The 26,639-nt window shown below is 59.7% G+C and carries 21 protein-coding genes and 1 tRNA gene; 19 read left to right on the top strand and 3 right to left on the bottom strand.

The genetic code is table 11. From position 1 onward, the window contains the following. The first annotated feature begins 149 nt into the window (after positions 1 to 149). The 4 genes from ACDZ94_RS11385 (at position 150) to ACDZ94_RS11370 (ending at position 6,312) form a co-directional block, all read left to right on the top strand. Positions 150 to 2,072 carry a PrkA family serine protein kinase gene (locus ACDZ94_RS11385; RefSeq protein ID WP_003194732.1) on the top strand — a complete coding sequence of 641 codons (1,923 nt, stop codon included), beginning with the start codon at positions 150 to 152 and terminating at the stop codon, positions 2,070 to 2,072. Positions 2,073 to 2,188: 116 nt separating this feature from the next. Continuing rightward, complete coding sequence (locus tag ACDZ94_RS11380) at positions 2,189 to 3,460, top strand: YeaH/YhbH family protein (protein WP_003194735.1); 1,272 nt, start codon at positions 2,189 to 2,191, stop codon at positions 3,458 to 3,460. Then, complete coding sequence (locus ACDZ94_RS11375; RefSeq protein ID WP_053258321.1) at positions 3,457 to 5,019, top strand: SpoVR family protein; 1,563 nt, start codon at positions 3,457 to 3,459, stop codon at positions 5,017 to 5,019. The genes ACDZ94_RS11380 and ACDZ94_RS11375 overlap by 4 nt, the downstream gene beginning before the upstream one ends. 63 nt (positions 5,020 to 5,082) lie before the next feature. Continuing rightward, positions 5,083 to 6,312: a multifunctional CCA addition/repair protein gene (locus ACDZ94_RS11370; RefSeq protein WP_432751471.1), complete on the top strand. Its 1,230-nt coding sequence runs from the start codon at positions 5,083 to 5,085 to the stop codon at positions 6,310 to 6,312. Here ACDZ94_RS11370 and folK read toward each other — a convergent pair. Then, positions 6,307 to 6,825 (bottom strand): 2-amino-4-hydroxy-6-hydroxymethyldihydropteridine diphosphokinase, encoded by a 519-nt coding sequence (gene folK / locus ACDZ94_RS11365; RefSeq protein ID WP_064454394.1) that lies wholly within the window; start codon positions 6,823 to 6,825, stop codon positions 6,307 to 6,309. The two genes, ACDZ94_RS11370 and folK, sit on opposite strands and share 6 nt — an antisense overlap. After that, on the bottom strand, positions 6,816 to 7,169 hold the full coding sequence (gene folB, locus ACDZ94_RS11360) for a dihydroneopterin aldolase (RefSeq protein ID WP_053258324.1): 354 nt from the start codon (positions 7,167 to 7,169) through the stop codon (positions 6,816 to 6,818). The genes folK and folB overlap by 10 nt, the downstream gene beginning before the upstream one ends. Before the next feature lie 72 nt (positions 7,170 to 7,241). On the opposite strand from folB, the gene plsY reads away from it, so the two are divergent. After that, positions 7,242 to 7,811 carry a glycerol-3-phosphate 1-O-acyltransferase PlsY gene (plsY, locus tag ACDZ94_RS11355; protein ID WP_064454395.1) on the top strand — a complete coding sequence of 190 codons (570 nt, stop codon included), beginning with the start codon at positions 7,242 to 7,244 and terminating at the stop codon, positions 7,809 to 7,811. A gap of 33 nt (positions 7,812 to 7,844) precedes the next feature. Here the strand turns inward: plsY and tsaD are convergent, their stop codons facing one another. Beyond that, positions 7,845 to 8,870, bottom strand: coding sequence for a tRNA (adenosine(37)-N6)-threonylcarbamoyltransferase complex transferase subunit TsaD (tsaD, locus tag ACDZ94_RS11350; protein WP_432751470.1), 1,026 nt, complete (start codon positions 8,868 to 8,870; stop codon positions 7,845 to 7,847). A gap of 203 nt (positions 8,871 to 9,073) precedes the next feature. On the opposite strand from tsaD, the gene rpsU reads away from it, so the two are divergent. The 14 genes from rpsU to pqqE all read left to right on the top strand — a co-directional run bounded on the left by rpsU (position 9,074) and on the right by pqqE (position 26,635). After that, positions 9,074 to 9,289, top strand: coding sequence for a 30S ribosomal protein S21 (gene rpsU, locus ACDZ94_RS11345; protein WP_002551877.1), 216 nt, complete (start codon positions 9,074 to 9,076; stop codon positions 9,287 to 9,289). A gap of 441 nt (positions 9,290 to 9,730) precedes the next feature. Next, the gene (gene dnaG / locus ACDZ94_RS11340) at positions 9,731 to 11,701 is read left to right on the top strand and encodes a DNA primase (RefSeq protein ID WP_262666384.1); all 1,971 of its coding nucleotides are present in this window, start codon (positions 9,731 to 9,733) and stop codon (positions 11,699 to 11,701) included. Positions 11,702 to 11,768: 67 nt separating this feature from the next. Beyond that, the gene (gene rpoD, locus ACDZ94_RS11335; RefSeq protein WP_064454398.1) at positions 11,769 to 13,619 is read left to right on the top strand and encodes an RNA polymerase sigma factor RpoD; all 1,851 of its coding nucleotides are present in this window, start codon (positions 11,769 to 11,771) and stop codon (positions 13,617 to 13,619) included. 135 nt (positions 13,620 to 13,754) lie between these two features. Further along, on the top strand, positions 13,755 to 17,498 hold the full coding sequence (locus ACDZ94_RS11330) for an EAL domain-containing protein (protein ID WP_432751469.1): 3,744 nt from the start codon (positions 13,755 to 13,757) through the stop codon (positions 17,496 to 17,498). 15 nt (positions 17,499 to 17,513) lie between these two features. Beyond that, a tRNA-Ile gene (locus ACDZ94_RS11325) sits at positions 17,514 to 17,590 on the top strand. A 133-nt stretch (positions 17,591 to 17,723) separates the two neighbouring features. After that, on the top strand, positions 17,724 to 18,170 hold the full coding sequence (locus tag ACDZ94_RS11320; protein ID WP_064454405.1) for an Lrp/AsnC family transcriptional regulator: 447 nt from the start codon (positions 17,724 to 17,726) through the stop codon (positions 18,168 to 18,170). A gap of 167 nt (positions 18,171 to 18,337) precedes the next feature. Beyond that, positions 18,338 to 20,020, top strand: a complete 1,683-nt coding sequence (locus ACDZ94_RS11315; protein WP_432751497.1) for a flavin monoamine oxidase family protein — start codon at positions 18,338 to 18,340, stop codon at positions 20,018 to 20,020. 10 nt (positions 20,021 to 20,030) lie between these two features. Beyond that, a complete protein-coding gene (locus tag ACDZ94_RS11310) occupies positions 20,031 to 20,825 on the top strand; it encodes a carbon-nitrogen hydrolase family protein (RefSeq protein ID WP_221295772.1) in 795 nt (264 codons plus the stop codon). A gap of 59 nt (positions 20,826 to 20,884) precedes the next feature. Further along, the gene (gene pqqF / locus ACDZ94_RS11305; protein ID WP_432751496.1) at positions 20,885 to 23,260 is read left to right on the top strand and encodes a pyrroloquinoline quinone biosynthesis protein PqqF; all 2,376 of its coding nucleotides are present in this window, start codon (positions 20,885 to 20,887) and stop codon (positions 23,258 to 23,260) included. A 158-nt stretch (positions 23,261 to 23,418) separates the two neighbouring features. Then, positions 23,419 to 23,493: a pyrroloquinoline quinone precursor peptide PqqA gene (pqqA, locus tag ACDZ94_RS11300; RefSeq protein ID WP_003194766.1), complete on the top strand. Its 75-nt coding sequence runs from the start codon at positions 23,419 to 23,421 to the stop codon at positions 23,491 to 23,493. A gap of 71 nt (positions 23,494 to 23,564) precedes the next feature. Further along, positions 23,565 to 24,476, top strand: a complete 912-nt coding sequence (gene pqqB / locus ACDZ94_RS11295) for a pyrroloquinoline quinone biosynthesis protein PqqB (protein ID WP_064454408.1) — start codon at positions 23,565 to 23,567, stop codon at positions 24,474 to 24,476. An 11-nt stretch (positions 24,477 to 24,487) separates the two neighbouring features. Then, a complete protein-coding gene (gene pqqC, locus ACDZ94_RS11290; RefSeq protein ID WP_053258334.1) occupies positions 24,488 to 25,240 on the top strand; it encodes a pyrroloquinoline-quinone synthase PqqC in 753 nt (250 codons plus the stop codon). Continuing rightward, positions 25,237 to 25,512 carry a pyrroloquinoline quinone biosynthesis peptide chaperone PqqD gene (gene pqqD / locus ACDZ94_RS11285; protein ID WP_038843051.1) on the top strand — a complete coding sequence of 92 codons (276 nt, stop codon included), beginning with the start codon at positions 25,237 to 25,239 and terminating at the stop codon, positions 25,510 to 25,512. The genes pqqC and pqqD overlap by 4 nt, the downstream gene beginning before the upstream one ends. Further along, on the top strand, positions 25,505 to 26,635 hold the full coding sequence (gene pqqE, locus ACDZ94_RS11280; RefSeq protein ID WP_064454410.1) for a pyrroloquinoline quinone biosynthesis protein PqqE: 1,131 nt from the start codon (positions 25,505 to 25,507) through the stop codon (positions 26,633 to 26,635). The genes pqqD and pqqE overlap by 8 nt, the downstream gene beginning before the upstream one ends. Positions 26,636 to 26,639 lie beyond the last annotated feature (4 nt).

The following is a 26,639-nucleotide window of genomic DNA, read 5'->3' as shown; positions in this document are numbered from 1 at the left end:
CAGGGGAGAGCCGGTACACCGGCGTGCGGGTCATCGGTAGCGTTTGAGGGTGTTCTGGGGGGAAACAGCCATTGGTGATCACCAATGACTGCCAGCATCGACTGATTGATCCGGCGTCGGCTCCACGTATCGAGCGAGGTGACGACGTCATGAGTATCTTTAGCCACTTCCAACAACGCTTCGCGTCCACACAGCAGGAAGAGCTCACGCTGCAAGAGTATCTCGAGCTGTGCAAGCAGGACCGCAGCACCTACGCGTCTGCCGCCGAACGTCTGCTATTGGCAATTGGTGAGCCGGAACTGGTGGAAACCGCCAACAATTCGCGCCTGTCGCGAATATTTTCCAACAAGGTGATCCGCCGCTATCCGGCCTTTGAAGACTTCCATGGTATGGAAGAATGCATCGACCAGATCGTCTCCTACTTCCGCCATGCCGCCCAAGGCCTGGAAGAGAAGAAACAGATCCTTTACCTGCTCGGCCCCGTCGGCGGCGGCAAGTCGTCCCTGGCTGAAAAACTCAAACAACTGATCGAGAAGGTGCCCTTCTACGCGATCAAGGGCTCGCCGGTATTCGAGTCGCCACTGGGCCTGTTCAACGCCACGGAAGATGGCGCGATCCTCGAAGAGGACTTCGGCATTCCGCGCCGCTACCTCAATACCATCATGTCGCCCTGGGCCACCAAGCGCCTGGCCGAATTTGGCGGTGATATCAGCCAGTTCCGCGTGGTGAAACTCTACCCGTCGATCCTCAACCAGATCGGCGTCGCCAAGACCGAGCCAGGCGATGAGAACAACCAGGACATTTCGGCCTTGGTGGGTAAAGTCGATATCCGCAAACTCGAAGAATTCCCGCAGAACGACGCCGACGCCTACAGCTATTCGGGCGCACTGTGCCGGGCCAACCAGGGCCTGATGGAATTCGTGGAAATGTTCAAGGCACCGATCAAGGTGCTGCACCCACTCCTGACCGCGACCCAGGAAGGCAACTACAACAGTACCGAAGGTCTGGGCGCGATTCCGTTCACCGGGATCCTGCTGGCCCACTCCAACGAATCGGAATGGCATACCTTCCGCAACAACAAGAACAACGAAGCCTTCATCGACCGGATCTACATCGTCAAGGTGCCGTACTGCCTACGGGTCAGCGACGAGATCAAGATTTACGACAAGCTGCTGTTCAACAGTTCTCTGGCCAAGGCTCACTGCGCGCCCGACACCCTGAAAATGCTTGCGCAATTCACCGTACTGTCGCGCCTCAAGGAGCCGGAGAATTCGAACATCTACTCGAAGATGCGCGTGTACGACGGCGAAAACCTCAAGGACACCGATCCCAAGGCCAAGTCGATCCAGGAATATCGCGACACGGCGGGCGTGGATGAGGGCATGAACGGCCTTTCCACACGTTTCGCGTTCAAGATCCTCTCCAAGGTGTTCAACTTCGACCCGCACGAGATCGCCGCCAACCCGGTGCACCTGCTCTATGTGCTGGAACAGCAGATCGAACAGGAGCAATTCCAGGCGGAAACCCGCGAACGCTACCTGCGCTTCCTCAAGGAATACCTGGCGCCGCGCTACATCGAGTTTATCGGCAAGGAAATCCAGACCGCGTACCTGGAGTCCTACAGCGAGTACGGCCAGAACATCTTCGACCGCTACGTGCTGTACGCAGACTTCTGGATTCAGGACCAGGAATACCGCGACCCGGAAACCGGCGAAATCCTCAACCGCGTAGCCCTCAACGAGGAGCTGGAAAAGATCGAGAAACCAGCCGGCATCAGCAATCCGAAGGATTTCCGCAACGAAATCGTCAACTTCGTGCTGCGCGCCCGGGCCAACAACAACGGCAAGAACCCTACCTGGCTCAGCTACGAGAAGCTGCGGGTGGTTATCGAGAAGAAAATGTTCTCCAACACCGAGGATCTGCTGCCGGTCATCAGCTTCAACGCCAAGGCCAGCAAGGAGGACCAGCAAAAACACAACGACTTCGTTACACGAATGGTCGAGCGTGGCTACACCGACAAACAGGTACGGCTGCTCTCCGAGTGGTATCTGCGGGTTCGCAAATCGCAGTGAAATAGCGACAAGCTTCTAGCGACAAGCTGCAAGATAAAGGCGAGTGAGCCGTCATATTGGGCGCACACTCCTCTTGCAGCTTGTAGCTTACGACTTGAAGCTCCCCGGAGGGGCCTATGAGCTATGTGATCGACCGACGCCTTAATGGCAAGAACAAGAGCACGGTAAACCGCCAGCGTTTCCTGCGGCGGTATCGTGACCACATCAAAAAGGCCGTTGAAGAGGCTGTCAGCCGCCGCTCCATCACCGACATGGAGCATGGTGAACAAATCAGCATTCCTGGACGGGACATCGACGAACCGGTGCTGCACCATGGCCGGGGCGGCAAGCAGACCGTCGTGCACCCCGGCAACAAGGAGTTCACCACCGGCGAACACATCCAACGCCCCCAAGGTGGCGGCGGGGGTAAAGGCCCGGGCAAGGCCGGCAACTCCGGCGAAGGCATGGATGAGTTCGTATTCCAGATTACCCAGGAAGAATTCCTCGAATTCATGTTCGAGGACCTGGAGCTGCCTAACCTGGTCAAACGCAACCTGACCGGCACCGATACGTTCAAGACCGTGCGCGCCGGGATCAGCAACGAGGGCAATCCGTCCCGGATCAACATCATCCGCACCCTGCGCTCGGCCCATGCTCGCCGTATCGCACTGTCGGGCAGCAGCCGCGCCAAACTAAAACAGGCCAAGGAAGAGTTGGCGCGCTTGAAGCGCGAAGAGCCGGACAACTTCGGCGATATCCAGGAAATCGAGGCCGAAATCGAAAAACTCAGCGCGCGCATTCACCGCGTGCCGTTTCTCGATACCTTTGACCTGAAGTACAACCTGCTGGTGAAGCAACCCAACCCCAGCTCCAAGGCGGTCATGTTCTGCCTGATGGACGTGTCCGGCTCCATGACCCAGGCCACCAAGGACATCGCCAAGCGCTTCTTCATCCTGCTGTACCTGTTTCTGAAGCGGAACTACGACAAGATCGACGTGGTGTTCATCCGCCATCACACCAGCGCCCGGGAAGTGGACGAAGAAGAGTTCTTTTACTCGCGGGAAACCGGCGGCACCATCGTGTCCAGCGCTTTGAAGCTGATGCAGGAGATCATGGCCGAGCGCTACCCGGCCAACGAGTGGAATATCTACGCCGCCCAGGCTTCCGACGGCGACAACTGGAATGATGATTCGCCCATCTGCCGCGACATCCTGATCAACCAGATCATGCCGTTTGTGCAGTACTACACGTACGTCGAAATTACCCCCCGTGAGCACCAGGCCCTGTGGTTCGAATACGAGCGCATCGGCGAAGCCTTTGCCGATACCTTCGCCCAGCAGCAACTGGTCTCGGCCGGCGATATCTACCCGGTCTTCCGTGAACTCTTCCAGCGCAGGTTAGTGACATGACGGCCAAAGCGCATAAGCGCCAACCCATTTCCACCGGGTCCGAGTGGACCTTTGAACTGATCCAGGCCTATGACCGGGAAATCAGCCGTATCGCGGCGGGTTATGCCCTGGACACTTACCCTAACCAGATCGAAGTCATCACCGCCGAACAGATGATGGATGCGTATGCGTCAGTCGGCATGCCCTTGGGCTATCACCACTGGTCCTATGGCAAGCACTTCCTCAGCACCGAAAAGTCCTACACCCGCGGCCAGATGGGCCTGGCCTACGAGATCGTCATCAACTCCGACCCATGCATCGCCTATCTGATGGAGGAAAACACCATCTGCATGCAGGCGTTGGTGGTGGCCCATGCATGCTACGGGCACAACAGTTTCTTCAAAGGCAATTACCTGTTCCGCACCTGGACCGATGCCAGCTCGATCATCGATTATCTGGTGTTCGCCAAGCAGTACATCATGCAGTGCGAGGAGCGCCATGGCATCGACGCGGTGGAGGACTTGCTCGATTCCTGCCACGCCCTGATGAACTATGGGGTTGATCGCTACAAACGTCCGTACCCGATTTCTGCCGAGGAAGAACGCCTGCGCCAGAAGGAGCGTGAGGAACACTTGCAGAAACAGATCAACGACCTGTGGCGCACCATTCCAAAACGTGCGGGCAAAAACAGCGACAAGGACAATGCGCGCTTCCCCGCCGAACCTCAGGAAAACATCCTCTATTTCCTGGAAAAACACGCGCCACTGCTGGAGCCGTGGCAGCGGGAAATCGTGCGCATCGTGCGCAAGATCGCCCAGTACTTTTATCCACAGCGCCAGACCCAGGTGATGAACGAAGGTTGGGCCACGTTCTGGCACTACACCTTGATGAATGACCTGTACGACGAGGGCCTGGTCACCGACGGTTTCATGATGGAGTTCCTCACGTCCCACACCAGCGTAGTGTTCCAGCCAGGCTTTGATAGCCCGTATTACAGCGGCATCAACCCCTACGCACTGGGCTTTGCGATGTATCGCGACATCAGGCGCATGTGCGAACACCCCACCGAAGAGGACCGCCGCTGGTTCCCGGAAATCGCCGGCAGCGATTGGCTGTCGACCATCAAGTTCGCCATGAGCAGCTTCAAGGATGAGAGCTTCATCCTGCAGTACCTGTCACCCCAGGTGATTCGCGACCTCAAGCTGTTCAGCATCATGGATGACGACCTCAAGGATGACTTGGTGGTGCCTGCGATTCATGACGAACCCGGCTACCGCACCATCCGTGAAACCCTGGCGGCGCAGTACAACCTGGGCAATCGTGAGCCTAACGTGCAGATCTACAGCATCGATGTACGCGGCGACCGCTCGCTGACCCTGCGTCATCAGCAGCACGACCGCAAACCCTTGGGCGAATCCACCGAGGAGGTGCTCAAGCACCTGCATCGGTTATGGGGCTTCGACATTCACCTGGAAACCCTGCAGGGCGATCAAGTGATGAAGACCCACCACGTGCCGCCACGCAGCGATCACAACGACAACGACTACGGCCGCCTGGACCTGGCCGTCGTTCACCTCTGAAACAGCAAAGCCTCCATTGGTCAGGCACAGGCGTTATCCTGTGCCGCTAATGGAGGCTTTTTCATGAAAATCTACAAAGTCGGCGGTGCGGTGCGTGACCGCTTGCTGGGCATCAAGGTCACCGACATCGACCGTGTTGTCGTCGGCGCAACCACTGAAGAAATGCTCGCAAAGGGCTACAAACCGGTGGGCGCTGACTTTCCGGTATTCCTGGACCCCAAAAACGGCGACGAATACGCCCTCGCCCGTACCGAACGCAAGAGCGGCCGGGGTTATGGTGGTTTTGTATTCCATGCCAGCCCCGAGGTGACGCTGGAAGAAGACCTGATTCGTCGCGACCTGACCATCAACGCCATGGCGGAGGATGATGACGGCAACCTGACCGATCCCTATCACGGCCAGCATGATTTGACGGCGCGCGTTTTGCGTCACGTTTCCCCCTCTTTTGCCGAAGATCCCCTCCGTGTACTGCGCGTTGCACGCTTTGCAGCACGTTACGCTCACCTCGGCTTTACCGTCGCGCCGGCAACGTTGGAGCTGATGCGTCAGCTCAGCGAATCCGGAGAACTGGAAGCCCTGACGCCAGAGCGCAGTTGGAAAGAAATCTCTCGGGCGCTGATGGAGGATCAGCCTCAAGTCTTTATTCAGGTACTGCGCGACTGCAACGCGCTGAAAACCCTGATGCCGGAAGTGGATGCCCTGTTCGGTGTACCGCAACCAGCAGCCCATCACCCTGAAATCGACACCGGCCTACATACCTTGAGCGTGCTGGAACAGGCGGCCCTGTACAAACAACCGCTCACCGTGCGCTGGGCCTGCCTGCTGCATGACGTGGGCAAAGGCCTGACACCTGTGGATAAGTTGCCGCAGCATATTGCCCACGAACAGACCGGCCTGAAGCTGATCAAGGCGGTGAACGAGCGTTTCAAGGTGCCGAAGGATTGTCAGGAATTGGCCCTGCTTGTCGGCCAATATCACACCCACGGCCATCGCGCGCTGGAGCTGAAAGCGTCGACATTGCTGGAATTGCTGCAGAGTTTTGACGTTTATCGCAGGCCACAGCGTTTTGAAGAGTTCGTGGTGAGCTGTGAAATGGACGCACGGGGCCGCAAAGGCCTGGAGCAAAGAAGTTATCCACAAGCGGATTATTTACGCGGCGCGGCGAAAGCGGCCCGCGAGGTGCCTGTGGCGCCTTTGCTGGAGAAAGGCTTCAAAGGCCCCGAGCTGGGTGAGGCGCTCAAGCGTGAGCGGCTCAAGGTGTTGAAAGCCTACAAAGAACAACACGCCCTATAGGGGCGCGTCCGGCGTCAGCTGCTGGCCCTGCCACTCAAAACCGACAGGCGCCAGCACTTGATCGATCTGTGCATCGCGCCATAGCTGCGCCAATGTCTTGCCCGCCTCAGGGTGCACACGATCGGGCGCCATCAACGACAGCGGCCACAGCACAAAGGCGTTCTTCAGGATCTCTGCCCGCGGCAGGATCAAGCCATCAAAATTTCCCACCAGCTCGCCGTACAGCAACACATCGATATCCAGCGGCAGCCCTTTGCGGTCCGGGGCATAACGACCATTGTCGGCCTCGATGAATTTCAACCGGCGATCCAGCTCCATCAGCGGCAGGTCGGTGTAGGCCGAGACCACCAGATTGAAGAATGGCCCGCTTTTGATCCCCACTGGCTGGCTTTCGAACACTGGAGAACAGCGCACATCGGTCAAGAAGCTCGCCAGCGCATCCAGGCCGGCGACCAAATGGCGCTCGCGCTCGATATTGCTGCCAAGGCCCAGGTAAATCTGAGTTAGCGACATCCGCGCTCGATCTCCACGCCCACGCCTTTGGCTGCCGGTACGGCGCCGGGCTTGGTCAACTTGAGGTGCAGCCAGGGAATCTGAAATTCACGCATCAGCACTTCGGCCAGGCGCTCGGCAAAGGTTTCCACCAACTGGTACTGGGATTGTTCGGCAAAGGCCTGGATACGCGCAGATACGCTGGCGTAATCGAGCGCCAGGGTCAGATCGTCACCCGCAGCAGCCGGGCGGTTGTCCCAGGCAAAGCTCAGGTCCAGACGCAGACATTGCTTGATGCCGCGCTCCCAGTCGTAGGCCCCGATCACGGTGTCGACTTCCAGGCCTTCGATAAACACTCTGTCCAAGCTCTTCTCCGCAGCACGACAAGGGCGCGTTGCCCCGTTAGAATCAGGGCGTCCTCGCCCGGAATAGTTAGCATGTTTTGGTTACTGGCGACTCTCGCCTACCTGCTCGGCTCGCTGTCCTTCGCCATTTTGCTCAGCCGCCTGACGGGAAATCCCGACCCGCGAATGAGTGGCTCAGGCAATGCCGGCGCCACCAATATGTTGCGCCTGGCCGGCAAGAAACTCGCCGTCCTGACGCTGCTGGGCGACGTGTGCAAGGGCCTGCTGCCCGTGCTGATCGCCAACGGCGTCGGCCTCTCCCTGCAACAGCAAGCCTGGGTGGGCGTGTCTGCCGTCCTGGGCCATCTGTTTCCGCTGTACTTCCGCTTTCGCGGTGGCAAGGGCGTCGCCACGGCGGCCGGCATGTTGCTGGGGATTTACCCTCCGGCAGCGTTGCTGGCCGTGCTCGCCTGGTTACTGACGTTCTACCTGACCCGCACGAGTTCCTTGGCCGCACTGATCGCCACACCACTCACCCTGCCACTGCTGGCCTGGCAAGAACCTGCGGCGCTGTTGCCGATGAGCGTGCTGACACTGCTGATCGTCTGGCGCCACCGCGGCAATTTACGCGACCTGTTTGCCGGGCGCGAACGGCATTTTTAAATACGTTCGATGAACCCGGCTCACAGTGAGCCCTTACAACGGTGTCAGCTGCTCCATCGGCCAGCGGGCCTGCACGCTGATCGCCAGGCTCTCATGCTGGCCGGCCTGCAGGCGCTGGCAACCGGCATACGCAATCATTGCGCCGTTGTCGGTGCAGAACTCAGGGCGCGCGTAAAAAACATCGCCCTTCATGTCGCCGAGCATTTTTTCCAGCGAAGTGCGCAGGGCCTTGTTGGCACTGACGCCGCCCGCAATCACCAGGCGCTTCATACCGGCCTGCTTGAGGGCGCGCTTGCACTTGATGGTCAAAGTCTCCACCACGGCCTGCTGGAACGCCAGCGCGATGTCGCAACGGGCTTGCTCACCGTCGTCCCCGGCGCTGACGCTCTGTTGCCAGGTGTTGAGCGCGGAGGTTTTCAAGCCGCTGAAACTGAACATCAGGCCAGGGCGATCACACATCGGACGCGGGAACGTGTAGCGGCCCGGGATGCCTTTTTCGGCAAGACGGGCAATTTCCGGCCCGCCGGGGTAATTGAGGCCCATCATCTTCGCGGTTTTGTCGAAAGCCTCGCCGGCAGCGTCATCCAGAGACTCGCCTAAAAGCGTGTATTGGCCTATCCCATCGACCTGAACCAGCTGCGTATGGCCGCCGGAAACCAACAAAGCGACGAACGGGAACTCTGGAGGTGTTTTTTCCAACATCGGAGCCAGCAAATGGCCCTCCATGTGGTGCACACCCAGGGCAGGAATGCCCCAGGCAAACGCCAGTGCCTGGGCGCAAGAAGCCCCAACCAGCAGGGCTCCGACCAATCCAGGGCCAGCGGTGTAAGCGATGGCATCGATCTCGGTCGGCACGCAGCCAGCCTCGTCCAACACCTGGCGAATCAACGGCAACATACGTTTGACGTGATCACGGCTGGCCAGCTCCGGCACCACGCCGCCATAGGCGCGATGCAGGTCGATCTGACTGAACAGTGCATCGGCCAAAAGCCCGCGTTCACTGTCGTAAAGTGCGACACCGGTTTCGTCGCAGGAGGTTTCAAGTCCCAGTACTAGCATGGGTTTGCGCCTTGTAGAGGCTGAATTCGAAGGCGCGCATAATAGTCGCCACTCCCCCTCCCGACTAGCGGTTTTCGATCAGAGGCTTTGCATTCCGGGCAATGAGGGGTTAACATCCGCAACCCTTAAAAACCGACGACCTCAGCCGCGATTTTTTTGCGACGAGAACGTTGATTCCCGGTAATGAAAGAAGGTAGCTCTGGATGCCAGCCGTCAAAGTAAAAGAGAACGAACCCTTCGACGTAGCTCTGCGTCGTTTCAAGCGCTCCTGCGAAAAAGCCGGTGTTCTGGCTGAAGTTCGTAGCCGCGAATTTTATGAGAAGCCAACTTCTGAGCGTAAGCGTAAAGCAGCAGCCGCTGTTAAGCGTCACGCTAAGAAAGTTCAGCGCGAGCAGCGCCGCGCCGTTCGTCTGTACTAATACACAGACGTTCGTAGCAAGCTTCTGCCAAGCCCGGCCCTCAGCCGGGCTATTGGCATTTGCGGATATCGCTTGATGCTTCACCGTCGACGCCGCACACGCGACCGAGACACTGCTTCAAACGTCAGGACTGGCTTTTCTGCCAGCGGTGCGCGTCTCTTCTGACGAGCCTAACAAGGCTACTGACGAGCACACTTATTTTTTAACAGGCGATCAACAGATCGACTGCGCCCACCGATGAGCTTCCGAGGCCCGCACACGGCCAAGACCGGACTCCCGGGCAACATGTCCATGCCGAAATCTGATTGAAATTAACGTCAGTGAATGTTCGGCAGATACACTTCCTGACAGCCCAAGCAGACGACAGTTGATCGAGCCGCACAATTTGCGCGCCCGAGCACTTCACGGGCCTCATTGACACGCAGTGATGACGAGAACGCCATGGCCGGGCTAATTCCCCAGAGCTTTATTGACGACCTTCTGAACCGCACCGACATCGTCGATGTAGTCAGCTCGCGCGTGCAAATGAAGAAGGCTGGCAAGAACTACACCGCCTGCTGCCCGTTTCACAAAGAAAAAACCCCGTCGTTCAGCGTCAGCCCCGACAAACAGTTCTACTACTGTTTCGGCTGCGGCGCGGGCGGCAACGCCCTCGGCTTCATCATGGACCACGACAACCTGGACTTCCCCCAGGCCGTCGAGGAACTGGCGAAAGCCGCCGGCATGGAAATCCCTCGCGAAGAAAGTGGCCGCCCGCACAAACCGCGACAACCCACCGACTCGCCGCTGTACCCGCTGCTGACGGCCGCTGCCGACTTCTATCGTCAGGCGCTTAAAAGCCATCCGCAGCGCAAGGCCGCCGTCGATTACCTCAAGGGCCGCGGCCTCACGGGCGAGATCGCAAGGGACTTCGGCCTCGGCTTCGCCCCGCCCGGCTGGGATAACCTGTACAAGCACCTGAGCAGCGATACCTTGCAACAGAAGGCTATGATCGACGCCGGCCTGCTGGTGGAAAATGCCGAGACGGGTAAGCGCTACGACCGGTTCCGCGACCGCGTGATGTTCCCGATCCGCGACAGCCGTGGCCGGATCATCGCTTTCGGCGGCCGAGTACTGGGGGACGATAAACCCAAGTACCTGAACTCCCCGGAAACCCCTGTGTTTCATAAAGGCCAGGAACTCTACGGCCTGTTCGAGGCGCGCAAAAACAATCGCAACCTCGATGAAATCATCGTGGTGGAAGGCTACATGGACGTGATTGCCCTCGCCCAGCAGGGCCTGCGCAATGCCGTCGCCACCCTGGGGACCGCCACCAGCGAAGAACACATGAAACGCCTGTTTCGCGTGGTGCCCAACGTACTGTTCTGCTTCGACGGCGACCAGGCCGGCCGTAACGCCGCCTGGCGCGCACTCGAAGCCACACTGTCGAGCCTGCAGGATGGGCGCCGCGCACGCTTCCTGTTCCTGCCTGAAGGCGAAGACCCTGACACCCTGGTGCGCTCCGAAGGCACCGACGCCTTCCGCGCGCGGATTAATCAGCATGCGCAGCCCCTGGCGGACTATTTCTTCCAGCAACTGACCGAAGAAGCCGACCCGCGCTCCCTCGAAGGCAAGGCCCACATGGCCACCCTCGCAGCACCGCTGATCGACAAAGTGCCGGGCGCCAACCTGAAGTCACTGATGCGCATGCGCCTGCTGGAAATAACCGGCTTGAGCGGCGAGGCCGTCAGCCAGCTGGTACACAACGCACCGCAAGACGCGCCACCCGCGTACGACCCAGGCATGGATTACGACGCCATGCCGGACTATTCCGACTTCCACCAACCGCAGGACGCCTACGCGCCACAGCAGGAGTGGACACCGAAAAAGCCCGGCGCCGGCGGTAAAAAATGGGACAAGAAGCCCTGGAGCAAGAACGGCAAGCGCGGTGATCGTGATGAGTCCTACGCTCCACGCACGCCCCTGGCGGTCGAAGCCCCGACACTTATTGCGTTGCGAACGCTTATTCACCACCCGCAATTGGCGGGAAAGGTGGAAAGCGCCGACCATTTTGCCAACGAGAGCAACACCTATGCTCAGGTACTGATCGCCTTGATCGAGGCGGTACAGAAAAATCCTAAGCTAAACTCAATTCAGTTGATGGCTCGTTGGCATGGCACCGAACAAGGCCGCCTCCTTAAAGCACTTGCAGAAAAGGAGTGGCTAATTGACGGCGATAACCTTGAACAACAGTTTTTAGACACCATTACTAGGTTATCCGCGGGTCAGCATACGCAGACCCTCGATGAACTCATCAAAAGAGCGAGGCAGCCGGGATTGTCGGCTGAAGAGCAAATTCAGATAGCAAAACAGATGCGTGACCTCTTAAAACAGAATGTTTCCGCATCAAACCCGACCTCAGCTGGCGTGTGAGGTCATAGCTCGGGTATAATCCTCGGCTTGTTTTTTGCCCGCCAAGACCTTCAGTGGATAGGGTGTTATGTCCGGAAAAGCGCAACAGCAGTCTCGTATCAAAGAGTTGATCGTTCTCGGTCGTGAGCAGGGTTACCTGACTTACGCGGAGGTCAACGACCACCTGCCTGAGGATATTTCAGATCCAGAGCAGGTGGAAGACATCATCCGCATGATTAACGACATGGGGATCAACGTATTCGAAGCTGCGCCAGATAAGGATTCCCTTATGCTGGCGGACGCCGATACCGACGAGGCTGCCGCTGAAGAAGCGGCTGCCGCGCTGGCCGCTGTGGAGACCGATATCGGTCGTACCACCGACCCTGTGCGCATGTATATGCGTGAAATGGGTACCGTCGAGCTGTTGACACGTGAAGGCGAAATTGAAATCGCCAAGCGTATCGAAGAGGGTATCCGTGAAGTGATGGGCGCAATTGCGCACTTCCCAGGCACGGTTGACCACATTCTCTCCGAGTACACCCGCGTCACCACCGAAGGTGGTCGCCTGTCCGACGTTCTGAGCGGTTATATCGACCCGGACGACGGTATTGCGCCGCCTGCCGCCGAAGTACCGCCGCCCGTCGACCCGAAGGCCCCTAAAGCCGACGACGACACCGAAGAAGACGATGCTGAAGCCAGCAGCGACGACGAAGATGAAGTCGAAAGCGGCCCGGACCCGATCATCGCTGCCCAGCGTTTCGGTGCGGTTTCCGATCAAATGGAAATCACCCGCAAGGCTCTGAAAAAGCACGGTCGTGGCAACAAGCTGGCAATTGCCGAGCTGGTGGCCCTGGCTGAGCTGTTCATGCCAATCAAGCTGGTGCCGAAGCAATTCGAAGGCCTGGTTGAGCGTGTTCGCAGTGCCCTTGAGCGTCTGCGTGCCCAAGAGCGCGCAATCATGCAGCTCTGTGTACGTGATGCACGCATGCCGCGTGCCGACTTCCTGCGCCAGTTCCCGGGCAACGAAGTTGATGAAAGCTGGACCGATGCACTGGCCAAAGGCAAGGCGAAATACGCTGAAGCCATTGGTCGCCTGCAGCCGGACATCATCCGTTGCCAGCAGAAATTGACCGCGCTTCAAACCGAAACCGGTTTGACGATTGCTGAGATCAAGGACATCAACCGTCGCATGTCGATCGGCGAGGCCAAGGCCCGCCGCGCGAAGAAAGAGATGGTTGAAGCGAACTTGCGTCTGGTGATCTCCATCGCCAAGAAGTACACCAACCGTGGCCTGCAATTCCTCGATCTGATCCAGGAAGGCAACATCGGCTTGATGAAGGCTGTGGACAAGTTCGAATACCGTCGCGGCTACAAGTTCTCGACTTATGCCACCTGGTGGATCCGTCAGGCGATCACTCGCTCGATCGCCGACCAGGCCCGCACCATCCGTATTCCGGTGCACATGATCGAGACCATCAACAAGCTCAACCGTATTTCCCGGCAGATGTTGCAGGAAATGGGTCGCGAACCGACGCCGGAAGAGCTGGGCGAACGCATGGAAATGCCTGAGGATAAAATCCGTAAGGTATTGAAGATCGCTAAAGAGCCGATCTCCATGGAAACGCCGATTGGTGATGACGAAGACTCCCACCTGGGTGACTTCATCGAAGACTCGACCATGCAGTCGCCAATCGATGTGGCTACCGTTGAGAGCCTTAAAGAAGCGACTCGCGACGTACTGTCCGGCCTCACTGCCCGTGAAGCCAAGGTACTGCGCATGCGTTTCGGCATCGACATGAATACCGACCACACCCTTGAGGAAGTCGGCAAGCAGTTTGACGTGACCCGTGAGCGGATCCGTCAGATCGAAGCCAAGGCACTGCGCAAGTTGCGCCACCCGACGCGAAGCGAGCATCTACGCTCCTTCCTCGACGAGTGATACCAGAACCCCCGGCCCAGGCCGGGGGTTTTGCTTTCTACAGACTACTTTCTATAGATTTACTGCCCCGCAATACCCCTCTCCCGCAATGCCCGTCTACACTCGAACCATTCCCCGTGCCATAACGAGACCGTTATGCCCAGACTGCCGACCGTGATACTGCTGTCGCTGCTGACCTGGACCGCAACGGCTGGCGCGTTGACTCTTACTGATGAAGAGCGTGGCTGGCTGTCGGACCATCAGGAGCTGCGCCTGGGGGTGGATGCTTCCTGGCCACCCTTCGAATACCGTGACGAAAATGGCCGTTACCAAGGCCTGGCTGCTGACTATGTTCGCTTGATCCAGGACCGCCTGGGCGTGCGGATCAAACTGGTCGAGCCCGTAAACTGGACCGCCGTGCTTGAGCAGGCAAAAAATAACCAGCTCGACCTGCTGCCCGGCATCATGTCCACGCCGGAGCGCCAGAACTACCTGGCCTTCACACGCCCCTATCTGGATTTTCCCATCGTCATCCTCGCCCATGAGGGCGGCGCGCAACCGCGCAACCTCAAGGACCTGTATGGCCTGAAGATCGCGGTCGTGGAGAACTACGCGCCTCACGAATTGCTGCGCACCCACCATCCCGACCTCAACCTGGTGGCGATGCCCAATGTCAGCTCGGCCCTGCAAGCGCTGGCCACTGACGAAGTGGATGCCGTGATTGGCGACCTGGCATCCAGCGTCTGGAGCCTGCGCCAGCTCAAACTGGATGGTTTGTACGTCAGCGGCGAAACGCCCTACCGCTATCAGTTGGCGATGGGGGTGCCGCGCGATCAGAAAATGCTGGTAGGCATTCTGGACAAAGTCCTCGCCGACCTCAGCTCAGACGAAACCGACGCGATCCAGCAGCACTGGGTCGGCAGCGTTACCGATCACCGCACCTTTTGGGTCGACTTGCTGAAATATGGCCTACCGGCGGTGCTGTTGTTGAGTACCGTGCTGGCCATCGTGATTCGGATCAATCGTCGACTCAGCTCGGAGATTGCCCGGCGGGTCGCCCTTGAGCAGGAACTGCGCAGCAGCGAGTATCACTATCGCGGCCTGGTAGAGAGCCTGTCCGCCATCGCCTGGGAAGCCAGCATCAGCGATTTCACCTACAGCTACGTATCACCCCATGCCGAAGAACTGCTGGGCTACCCCCGCGCCCATTGGCTGATTCCAGGCTTTTGGCGCAACATCATCCACCCCGCCGACCTGACGCGCGCTGAAGCCTATTGCTACCGGGAAACGCGCGCCAACCGCGACCACAGCATCGATTATCGGGTGATTACCGCCGACGGCCGCTGCTTGTGGGTGCGCGACATTGTCAGCCTCATCGAGCACGGGCACGAGCCGGTGCTACGCGGCTTGATGATCGATATCAGCGAAGCCAAGCGCACCGAAGAAGCCTTGCAGCTGTCCGAGCAAAAATTTGCCTCGGTGTTCCAGCAATGCCCGGACATCCTGGTGATTGCGCGGATGTCCGATGGCTGCCTGCTTGAAGTGAACAAAGCGTTCGAGGATCAGATTGGCCTTAGCGCCGAAGAAGTGGTCGGTAAAACCGCCACCGAACTGAATATCTGGGGCATCCAGGGCGTCGGCCCCGACCTGCTGCAACGGGTCCAAAGCAGCAGCGTGCGCAACCTGGAAATGCCTTTTCTGCGCAGCAATGGCCAAGCGTTTACCGGGCTGATCTCCGCGGAGCCGTTCCAGCTCGACACCACCGAGGCCCTGGTCGTGGTGGTGCGTGATATCACCCAGCTCAAGGAAACCCAACAACAGCTGCAAACCTCCGAAGAGAAATTCGCCAAAGCCTTCCACGCCTCACCGGATGGCTTGCTGCTGAGCCGCCAAAGCGATGGGTTACTGATTGAAGTGAACGAGGGTTTCAGCCGACTGACCGGGTTTACCAGCGCAACCTCACTTGACCAGTCAACCCTGGACCTGGGCATTTGGGTCGACCTCAACGAACGCAAACAACTGCTGGAACTGATGCAGCGCGACGGTTTCGTCCGCGATTTCGTCTGCCATATACGGCGCAGTGATGGGCAAATTCGCCTTTGCGAAGTGTCCAGCCGCCCGCTGCCCATTGCTGATGAAGATTGCATGCTGACCATCGCGCGGGACATCACCGAACGCCAATTCATGCAGGAAAAACTGCAACAGGCCGCCACCGTGTTCGAAAGCACGGCCGAAGGTGTATTGATCACCGACACCCGGCAGAACATCAGCGCCGTCAACCGCGCCTTCAGCGAAATCACAGGCTACAGCGAAGCCGAAGCCCTCGGCAGTACGCCGCGCCTGCTCGCCTCCGGCCTGCATGACAGCGCGTTCTATGCGGCGATGTGGCACCAGTTGACCGCTTTGGGGCACTGGCAGGGCGAGATTTCCAACCGCCGCAAGAACGGCGAGCTGTACCCCAGTTGGCTGACCATCAGTGCCGTGCGAAACCGCGAGCAAGTGGTCACACACTTCGTCGCTGTGTTTGCCGACATCTCCAGCCTCAAGCATGCCCAGGCCCGCCTCGACTACCAGGCCCATCATGATCCGCTGACCGGACTGCCCAATCGCACCCTGTTTGAAAGCCGTTTGCAGGCGGCACTTAACGGCCAGCAGGAAAGCGGTAACCAGGGCGCCGTGCTGTTCCTCGACCTGGACCGCTTCAAACACATCAACGACAGCCTCGGCCACCCCGTTGGCGACCTGTTGCTCAAAGACATCGCGGTGCGCCTCAAAGAGCAACTGCGCGACGTCGATACCGTGGCGCGCCTGGGCGGCGACGAATTCATCATCCTGCTGCCCGGCCTGCAGCAAGCCAGCGATGCCGAGCACCTGGCCAACAAGCTGCTCGCCTGCTTCACCCCACCGTTCCAGGCCGGCGAGCACGAGTTCTTTATCAGCGCCAGCATCGGCACCAGCCTGTACCCGCAGGACGGCACTGACGTCGCCACCCTGGTCAAAAACGCCGACGCCGCGATGTACCGCTCCAAGGCCAAGGGCCGCAACCGTGTCGAAAGCTACACCCGCGACCTCACCGCTCAAGCCAAAGAGCGCGTGGCACTGGAGCATGAACTGCGCCGCGCCATCGAGCGTGAAGAGCTGTTTTTGTACTACCAACCGAAGCTGAGCCTGGACACTCAGGAACTGATCGGCGCCGAAGCACTGATCCGCTGGCACCATCCGACCTTCGGCGACGTGCCACCCGAACACTTCATCGCCCTCGCCGAAGAGAACGGCACGATCCTGCAGATTGGCGATTGGGTACTGGAACAAGCCTGCCGGCAACTGCACGCCTGGCAAACCGCCTATGAGGGTTTCGGCCCACTGTCGGTCAACCTTGCTGGCGCGCAACTGCGTCATCCCGGCCTGTTAGCGCGCATCGAACAACTCTTGCGCGACTACCGCCTGGAGCCCGGCTGCCTGCAACTGGAAATCACCGAAAACTTCATCATGAGCCAGGCCGAAGAAGCGTTGGAGGTGCTGCACCTGCTCAAACAACTTGGCGTGCAACTGGCAATCGATGACTTCGGCACCGGCTATTCATCCCTCAGCTACCTCAAGCGCCTGCCGCTGGACTTCCTCAAGATCGACCAGTCTTTCGTACGCGGCCTGCCCGACGACCCCCACGACGCCGCCATCGTGCGCGCCATCATCGCCCTGGGCCACAGCATGCAATTCACCATCATCGCCGAAGGCGTGGAAAACCCCGCGCAACAGGCCTTCCTCGCGGCCGAAGGCTGTGAACAGATGCAAGGCTACATCGTCAGCCTACCGCTGCCGCCCGAGCTTTTTGCCGAAGCTTTTCTTCATATGAGGGTTTCAGACTTTTCGGATGGCACAGCGGGGAAACCGTCGTTATAATCCGCGACCTACTGAGGGCCTATAGCTCAGTTGGTTAGAGCAGGGGACTCATAATCCCTTGGTCGTAGGTTCGAGTCCTACTGGGCCCACCAAACAAGAAAGCCGCGCATTGCGCGGCTTTCGTGTATCTGGCGTAGAGGTTTTTGTCAGCTGTTCGCCTACCACCTCCACACCCACGCAAACCTGTAACATGGCGCCCCATTGCCGCCCGCACTGGAGCTCCCCTTGCCCGCCCTGGATGAAATCGATCGCCAACTGATCGCCGCCTTGCAGATCAACGCCCGCGAAAGCGTGGCCATGCTTGCCCGGCAGTTGGGTATTGCGCGCACCACGGTGACGTCACGCCTCGCACGCCTGGAGAAAACCCAGGTGATTACCGGGTATGGCGTGCGCCTCGGGCAGCGTGTGATCGATGGCGGTTTGCAGGCTTATGTCGGGATCACCGTACAAGCGCGTTCGGGCAAGGAAGTGTTGCGCCGGCTCAGCGCCATGGCGCAGGTGCAGCAGCTGTGTGCGGTGAGTGGCGAATTCGATTACGTGGCCTGGCTGCGCACCGACTCGCCGGAGCAGCTGGATCAGTTGCTGGACCAGATTGGCAGCGTCGATGGCGTGGAGAAAACCACCACCTCGATCATCCTCAGTAACAAATTGGACCGTGGCCAGCCAATCTGACTTACAACTTCGTCACTTTGACTAAAAACAATTCAATCCGACGACACTTTGCGTCTTATTAACGAACGCAACGCTCCCTAAACTGGCTGCCATCTTTTCCTATACTCAACGGGCCGAATCCCGCCGAGTCGCCAGTAAGGTCAGCCATGAGCATTCCGTCCAGCACCATCAGCAAAACCAATCGCCACCCCGCCGACGGTAAAAAACCCATCACCATTTTTGGCCCGGACTTTCCGTTTGCCTTTGATGACTGGATTGAGCACCCGGCCGGTCTGGGCAGCATCCCGGCGGCCAACCATGGCGCCGAAGTGGCGATTGTCGGTGCCGGGATCGCGGGTCTGGTGGCCGCCTACGAGCTGATGAAGCTGGGCCTCAAGCCCGTGGTGTATGAAGCCTCGAAAATGGGCGGTCGCCTGCGCTCCCAGGCGTTTGAAGGGGCCGAAGGCATCATCGCCGAGTTGGGTGGCATGCGTTTTCCGGTGTCGTCCACCGCGTTTTACCACTATGTAGACAAGCTGGGCCTGGAAACCAAACCCTTCCCCAACCCCCTGACGCCGGCCTCCGGCAGTACCGTGATCGACCTCGAAGGCCAGACTCACTACGCGCAAAAAATCTCCGACTTGCCGATACTGTTCCAGGAAGTTGCGGATGCCTGGGCGGATGCGCTGGAAGCCGGTTCGCAGTTCGGTGATATCCAGCAGGCCATCCGCGACCGCGACGTGCCACGCCTCAAAGCGCTGTGGAATAAGCTGGTGCCGCTGTGGGACGACCGCACCTTCTATGACTTCGTCGCCACCTCCAAGGCCTTCGCCAAGCTGTCGTTCCATCACCGCGAAGTGTTCGGCCAGGTCGGTTTCGGCACCGGCGGCTGGGACTCGGACTTCCCCAACTCGATGCTCGAGATCTTCCGCGTGGTGATGACCAATTGCGACGACCATCAACACCTGGTGGTCGGCGGTGTGGCGCAAGTGCCCATGGGCATCTGGCGCCATGTGCCGGAGCGTTGTGCGCACTGGCCGGCTGGCACCAGCCTCAGTTCGTTGCATCGCGGCGCGCCACGGGCGGGTGTGAAACGCATTGCCCACGCCGCCGATGGCCGTTTCGCAGTCACCGACAACTACGGCGACACCCGCGAATACGCCGCCGTACTGACCACCTGCCAAAGCTGGCTGCTGACCACCCAGATCGAATGCGACGAAACCCTGTTCTCGCAAAAAATGTGGATGGCCCTGGACCGCACGCGCTACATGCAGTCGTCGAAAACCTTCGTGATGGTCGACCGCCCGTTCTGGAAAGACAAAGACCCGGAAACCGGCCGCGACCTGATGAGCATGACCCTCACCGATCGCCTGACCCGTGGCACTTACCTGTTCGACAACGGCGACGACAAGCCTGGGGTTATCTGCCTGTCGTACTCGTGGATGAGCGACGCGCTGAAAATGCTGCCGCAGCCCATCGACAAGCGCGTGAAGTTGGCCCTCGACGCGCTGAAGAAGATTTACCCGAAAGTCGACATCAAGGCGCGCATCATCGGCGACCCGATCACCGTATCGTGGGAAGCCGACCCGCATTTCCTCGGGGCGTTCAAAGGTGCATTGCCCGGCCACTATCGCTACAACCAGCGGATGTATGCGCACTTCATGCAAAAGGACATGCCCGCCGAACAACGCGGGATTTTCATCGCCGGTGACGACGTGTCCTGGACGCCCGCCTGGGTGGAAGGCGCGGTGCAGACTTCGCTGAACGCGGTGTGGGGCATCATGACTCACTTCGGTGGCAGCACTCACTCGGAGAACCCGGGGCCGGGTGATGTATTTGATGAAATCGGACCGATCGCCCTGGCCGATTAAGGAGTTGAACATGCGCGTCGCCCTGTACCAATGCCCACCGCTGCCGTTGGATGTCGCCGGTAACCTCGAGCGCCTGCACCAACTCGCGCATGAAGCGTCGGGTGCCGATGTGCTGGTGCTGCCGGAGATGTTCCTCAGCGGCTACAACATCGGTGCCGAAGCGGTTGGCGCGCTGGCCGAAGCCCAGGACGGGCCGTCAGCACAGACGATTGCCGACCTGGCGAAAAGCGCCGGGCTGGCGATCCTCTATGGCTACCCGGAGCGGGCCGAGGACGGGCAGATCTACAACGCCGTGCAGTTGATCGACGCCCACGGCCAGCGCCTCTGCAACTACCGCAAGACCCACCTGTTTGGCGACCTGGATCACTCGATGTTCAGCGCAGGGGAGGATGATTTCCCGCTGGTGGAATTGAACGGTTGGACGCTCGGTTTTCTGATCTGCTATGACCTGGAATTCCCGGAAAACACCCGTCGCCTGGCCCTGGCCGGGGCCGAACTGATCCTGGTGCCCACCGCCAACATGGTGCCGTTCGACTTCGTCGCCGACGTAACCGTGCGGGCGCGGGCCTTTGAAAACCAGTGTTATGTGGCCTATGCCAACTATTGCGGGCACGAGGACGAGATTCAATACTGCGGGCAAAGCAGCATTGCCGCGCCGAATGGTCAGCGAATCGCCCAGGCTGGCCTGGATGAAGCCTTGATCGTCGGGCAGTTGGATCGCCAAGCGATCACTGACGCACGTACTGCCAACCACTACCTCCAGGATCGACGCCCCGAGCTATACGGCGCGCTGCACAAGCCCTGACCCAGCCGGTTTGTTGGCGGTTTGTTAACATGGGCACATCCTACGTTTCGGAAGTGCCCATGCCTGCGCCGGCCCACCCTCATCACCTGCACCTGACCCTGGCCAACGGCCTGCACGTTTCCTTGCACAATGCGCCGCGTTTGAAGCGTTGCGCCGCGGTGTTACGCGTGGCCGCTGGCAGCCATGACGTGCCATTGGCCTGGCCGGGGCTGGCGCATTTTCTTGAGCATTTGTTGTTTCTTGGCACCCAACGGTTTCCGACAAACGACGGGTTGATGGCCTACGTGCAGCGTCATGGCGGGCAGGTCAACGCCAGCACCCGCGAGCGCACCACGGACTTCTTCTTTGAGTTGCCGGTGGCGCCCTTTGCGGATGGCTTGGAGCGGCTGGCCGAGATGCTGGCCCATCCGCGCCTGGCGCTTGAAGACCAACTGCGTGAACGCGAAGTGCTGCAAGCGGAGTTTGTTGCCTGGTCTCAGGACGCCCAGGCGCAACAGCAAGTCGCGCTGCTGGAAGGTTTGGCAGCCGATCATCCTCTGCGAGGCTTTCATGCGGGCAATCGCGATAGCCTGCCGGTGGAGCGTGAGGCATTTCAACAGGCACTGCGGGAATTCCACTCCGGGTTCTATCAGACCGGGCAGATGACCTTGAGCCTCGCTGGCCCGCAACCGCTGGAGGAACTGCACGCGTTGGCTCAACAGTTCAGCGAAACATTGGTTTCAGGGCCTGCGCGCCCACAGGCACCGCCGCCAGCGCTGATGCGAGGCCAGGCACGGCGTTTTCAACACACCGCCAACCACCACCTGCACCACGTCATTACCTGTGACGCCCCCCGTGAAGCACTGGATTTTCTCTGCACGTGGCTCAACGCCTCGGCACCGGGTGGGCTGCTGGCGAAACTGAAAGCACAAAAACTGGCCAGCGCTGTGCAGGCTTCCGTGCTCTATCACTTCGCCGGCCAGGCAGTGCTGGATATCGACTTTACCCTCGGCAATCAAGACAGTTCGGCTACCCGAATCGAAGCGCTGCTGCACGACTGGCTGAGCTTTTTCATACACAGCGACTGGTCTTCGTTACGCGAAGAATTCGCCCTGCGTGCGGCTCGCCAACAACAGGTCCAGGGCGCCCTGGCATTGGCTCGGCACGACAGCGCAGGCCTGTCGGACGAGGACTGCGTAGCCCTGAAGGCGATGCTTGATGCTCTGCACCTGCCGCCCTCTGAACACACCTGGCAATTGCCACCCCACAACCCCTTCCTGCGCCCGCCCGTCAAAGAAGAACGCGCCGGGCTGATTCGCGGCCAGACCAGCGCACACCGTGGTTTGCGCACCTTTGCCCAGGACCGCTCCCGAGGCCGCCGAGAAGTGTCGGCGCTGGCATTCAGCCAGGCATTGGCAGATGACACCGATGAAGGCGCGCTCTACCTGCACTGGCGGTTTGATTGCGCCGTACCCGCCGGGCTGGAAAGCGCATTGCAGTCGTTGCGTGAGCATGCCCATCAGGCCGGAATCGAGTTGTCTTTCGAAACCACTGGCAATGACTGGCAGGTGAAAATGGTCGGACTTCACGAGCCCATGCCCGCAGTGGTTGAAGAACTGGCACGTCGCCTTGGCTCAGCGGATGAACACCAGCCGCCACCCGCCCCAGCGCCGCTGATCGCTATTCGCGCATTGCTCAAGGCGTTGCCTGCTTGCTGCACCGGTGATCATTCGCGAGCATGCGAGACGCCCGCCCCATGGACGAACGCCCGGTGGCAAGGGCTGGGTTTCGGTTTACCCGCCGCGTGTGAAGCTGCGATCAAAATCGCGGCAGCGCGGTTGCCCGGGCAGCCTGCAAGCCTTGAGTACACGTCACCCACCCTCGACGGCCAGAAGCGATGGCACGAGGTAAACACCGACGCCAGCGAGGCCGCGTTGTTGCTGTTTTGCCCAACGCCGACGCGCGCCCTGGCAGACGAAGCGGCATGGCGACTGCTTGGGCATCTGCTGCAGGCTCCGTTTTACCAGCGCCTGCGCGTCGAACTGCAAATCGGCTACGCGGTATTCAGCGGTATCCGACAGGTCAACGGGCAAACCGGGCTGCTGTTTGGCGTGCAATCCCCCGGCGTTTCCCTGAGCGGGATCGTTGATCACCTGAAAACCTTCCTGGAACAGGTGTCGGCATTGGTCGACAGCCGCGGCGACTTTGACAACCAACGCTTGGCGCAGCAATTCACTGCCGATGAGCTGCCTGTCGCCCAAGCCGCCGAGCTGCTTTGGCATGCCCACCTGGCGGGCCACACGTCGGATTATCTGGGGCAACTTCAACACCTGATCCAAACCCTGACGCGCGAGGATTTGCAGCACGCCGTCCAGCAACTCAACGACGCTACAGGAGGCTGGCGCTGTGTGGCCAACGGGCCGCGTGTCACGGACGCCTGGCAACCGGCAGGCTGATCATTGCCAACCCTGCAACAGGCTTTTTCCGCCAAGACAGCGCTAACTTGAAAAGAATTGCGTAACATTAATAGGCAATATCTGAACATCTCCGATTGGAGGTGGACTATATGTATTACTCAGTAGTGAACGTCCCATCCCTTGGTAGGAGTATGAATATGACTTGGTCCAAACCTGCTTACACTGATCTGCGTATCGGTTTTGAAGTCACCATGTACTTCGCCAGCCGCTGATTGGCTGGGTAAGACAACGCCTCGGCTCGCCCGGGGCGTTTTTGTTTTGAGTTTTGCTTGATGGAGCGACCATGTTTGTCCAGATTCTAGGTTCCGCCGCCGGCGGTGGCTTCCCGCAGTGGAACTGCAACTGCGTGAACTGCGCAGGCTTTCGCGATGGCAGCCTGCGGGCCCAGGCGCGTACTCAGTCGTCCATCGCGATCTCTGACGATGGCGTTAACTGGGTGCTGTGTAATGCTTCGCCGGATATCCGCGCGCAACTGCAAGGCTTTGCACCGATGCAACCCGGCCGCGCCCTGCGCGATACCGGCATCAGCGCGATCATCTTGATGGACAGCCAGATCGACCACACCACCGGCCTGTTGAGCCTGCGCGAAGGCTGCCCGCACCAGGTGTGGTGCACCGACATGGTCCATGAAGACCTGAGCACCGGCTTCCCGCTGTTCACCATGCTCACGCACTGGAACGGCGGCCTGGCCTGGAACCGCATCGAACTGGACGCCAGCTTCACCATCCCGGCGTGCCCTAACCTGCGTTTCACCCCGCTGCCACTGCGCAGCGCCGCACCACCCTACTCGCCGCACCGCTTCGACCCGCACCCCGGCGATAACATCGGCCTGATCGTTGAAGACCTGCGCACCGGCGGCAAACTGTTCTACGCCCCGGGCCTGGGCAAGGTCGACGCGCCATTGCTGGAGATCATGGCGGGCAGCGATTGCCTGCTGGTGGACGGCACGATGTGGGATGACGATGAAATGCAGCGCCGTGGCGTTGGCACCCGCACCGGTCGCGAGATGGGCCACCTGGCGCAAAACGGCCCCGGCGGCATGCTGGAAGTGCTGGAGCAGTTGCCCAAGCAACGCAAAGTGCTGATTCACATCAACAACACTAACCCGATCCTCGATGAGGACTCCCCCGAAAGGGCCGAGCTGGTACGGCGTAATGTTGAAGTGGCTTACGACGGCATGAGCCTCGAATTGTAGGAGCAACCGAAATGACTGACACACCACTGACGCCCGCCGAGTTCGAGCACGCCTTACGGGCCAAGGGCGCCTTCTACCATATCCATCACCCGTACCACGTGGCGATGTATGAAGGCCGCGCCACCCGCGAGCAGATCCAGGGCTGGGTCGCCAACCGTTTTTACTATCAGGTGAACATCCCCTTGAAGGATGCCGCCATCCTGGCCAACTGCCCGGACCGCGAAATCCGCCGCGAGTGGATCCAGCGCCTGCTCGACCACGACGGCGCCCCTGGTGAAGATGGCGGCATCGAAGCCTGGCTGCGTTTGGGTCAGGCGGTCGGCCTCGACCCGGACCAGCTGCGCTCCCAGGAGCTGGTACTGCCCGGCGTGCGGTTTGCCGTGGACGCTTACGTTAACTTCGCCCGCCGCGCCAGCTGGCAAGAAGCCGCCAGCAGCTCACTGACCGAACTGTTCGCGCCGCAGATCCACCAGTCGCGCCTCGACAGCTGGCCGCAGCACTACCCGTGGATCGACCCTGCCGGTTATGAGTATTTCCGCACCCGCCTGGGCCAGGCCCGGCGCGACGTGGAACACGGTTTGGCGATCACGCTGCAGCACTACACCACCCGCGAAGGCCAGGAGCGCATGCTGGAAATTCTCCAGTTCAAATTGGACATTCTGTGGAGCATGCTGGATGCCATGAGCATGGCCTATGAACTGAACCGCCCGCCCTATCACAGCGTGACCGAGCAGCGGGTCTGGCATAAAGGGATCACCCTATGAGCTTTGATCGCAGCAAAACACCGACCTGGCGCCAGGGCTATCGCTACCAGTACGAGCCAGCGCAAAAAGGCCACGTGTTGCTCTACCCCGAAGGCATGATCAAGCTCAACGATAGCGCCGCGTTGATCGGTGGTTTGATCGACGGCGAGCGCGACGTAGCGGCGATCATCGCCGAGCTGGATAAACAATTCCCTGGCGTGCCTGAGCTTGGTAAAGACATCGAGGATTTCATGGAGGTCGCCCGTGCTGAGCACTGGATCACCCTTGCCTGAAAAGCCACCGATTGGCCTGCCGCTGTGGCTGCTCGCAGAGCTGACCTACCGCTGCCCGCTGCAGTGCCCGTATTGCTCCAATCCACTGGATTTTGCCGAGCAAGGCAAGGAGCTGAGCACTGAGCAATGGATCAAGGTATTTCGCGAAGCCCGGGAGATGGGCGCTGCGCAATTGGGCTTCTCCGGCGGTGAACCGCTGGTGCGCCAGGACCTTGCCGAGCTGATCGCCGAAGCGCGTAAGCTGGGCTTCTACACCAACCTGATTACCTCCGGCATTGGCCTCACTGAGCAGAAGATCAGTGACTTCAAGAAAGCCGGCCTGGACCATATCCAGATCAGCTTCCAGGCCAGCGATGAGCAGGTGAACAACTTGCTGGCAGGCTCGAAAAAAGCCTTCGCGCAAAAACTCGAAATGGCCCGCGCAGTGAAAGCGCATGGCTATCCGATGGTGCTGAACTTCGTCACCCATCGGCACAATATCGATAAAATCGACCGCATCATCGAGCTGTGCATCGCACTGGAAGCAGACTTCGTCGAGCTCGCCACCTGCCAGTTCTATGGCTGGGCGCAGCTCAATCGTGTGGGGTTGCTGCCGACTAAAGAACAGCTGGTGCGCGCCGAACGTATCACCAACGAGTACCGCGCCAAGCTGGAGGCCGAAGGCCACCCGTGCAAGCTGATTTTCGTCACACCGGATTATTACGAGGAACGCCCGAAAGCCTGCATGAATGGCTGGGGCAGCATTTTTCTGACGGTAACGCCGGACGGCACTGCCCTGCCCTGCCACGGTGCCCGACAGATGCCGGTGCAATTTCCCAATGTGCGTGACCACAGCATGCAGCACATCTGGTACGACTCGTTTGGCTTCAACCGCTTTCGCGGCTACGACTGGATGCCCGAGCCTTGCCGTTCATGCGATGAAAAAGAAAAGGACTTTGGCGGCTGCCGTTGCCAGGCGTTCATGCTCACGGGCGACGCGAGCAATGCCGACCCGGTGTGCAGCAAGTCCGAGCAGCACGGCATCATCCTGCAAGCGCGGGAAGAGGCCGAACATGCCACCCAGACCATTGAGCAACTGGCCTTTCGCAATGAGCGCAACTCACGGCTCATCGCAAAAGGCTGACGGC

It is taken from the genome of Pseudomonas sp. UBT (genome assembly GCF_050915955.1).
GTDB lineage: Bacteria > Pseudomonadota > Gammaproteobacteria > Pseudomonadales > Pseudomonadaceae > Aquipseudomonas > Aquipseudomonas antarctica_A.
The sequence above is the reverse complement of the archived record's forward strand: the minus strand, read 5'-3'. Positions and strand labels throughout refer to the sequence as shown.

Coding starts and splice junctions, on each gene's coding strand:
- tsaD (WP_432751470.1), bottom strand. CDS start 8,870: ATGCTAGTACTGGGACTTGAAACCTCCTGCGACGAAACCGGTGTCGCA.
- ACDZ94_RS11385 (WP_003194732.1), top strand. CDS start 150: ATGAGTATCTTTAGCCACTTCCAACAACGCTTCGCGTCCACACAGCAG.
- rpoD (WP_064454398.1), top strand. CDS start 11,769: ATGTCCGGAAAAGCGCAACAGCAGTCTCGTATCAAAGAGTTGATCGTT.
- ACDZ94_RS11310 (WP_221295772.1), top strand. CDS start 20,031: ATGCGCGTCGCCCTGTACCAATGCCCACCGCTGCCGTTGGATGTCGCC.
- pqqD (WP_038843051.1), top strand. CDS start 25,237: ATGAGCTTTGATCGCAGCAAAACACCGACCTGGCGCCAGGGCTATCGC.
- ACDZ94_RS11370 (WP_432751471.1), top strand. CDS start 5,083: ATGAAAATCTACAAAGTCGGCGGTGCGGTGCGTGACCGCTTGCTGGGC.
- folK (WP_064454394.1), bottom strand. CDS start 6,825: ATGTCGCTAACTCAGATTTACCTGGGCCTTGGCAGCAATATCGAGCGC.
- pqqC (WP_053258334.1), top strand. CDS start 24,488: ATGACTGACACACCACTGACGCCCGCCGAGTTCGAGCACGCCTTACGG.
- ACDZ94_RS11380 (WP_003194735.1), top strand. CDS start 2,189: ATGAGCTATGTGATCGACCGACGCCTTAATGGCAAGAACAAGAGCACG.
- rpsU (WP_002551877.1), top strand. CDS start 9,074: ATGCCAGCCGTCAAAGTAAAAGAGAACGAACCCTTCGACGTAGCTCTG.
- ACDZ94_RS11375 (WP_053258321.1), top strand. CDS start 3,457: ATGACGGCCAAAGCGCATAAGCGCCAACCCATTTCCACCGGGTCCGAG.
- pqqB (WP_064454408.1), top strand. CDS start 23,565: ATGTTTGTCCAGATTCTAGGTTCCGCCGCCGGCGGTGGCTTCCCGCAG.
- plsY (WP_064454395.1), top strand. CDS start 7,242: ATGTTTTGGTTACTGGCGACTCTCGCCTACCTGCTCGGCTCGCTGTCC.
- dnaG (WP_262666384.1), top strand. CDS start 9,731: ATGGCCGGGCTAATTCCCCAGAGCTTTATTGACGACCTTCTGAACCGC.
- ACDZ94_RS11330 (WP_432751469.1), top strand. CDS start 13,755: ATGCCCAGACTGCCGACCGTGATACTGCTGTCGCTGCTGACCTGGACC.
- pqqF (WP_432751496.1), top strand. CDS start 20,885: ATGCCTGCGCCGGCCCACCCTCATCACCTGCACCTGACCCTGGCCAAC.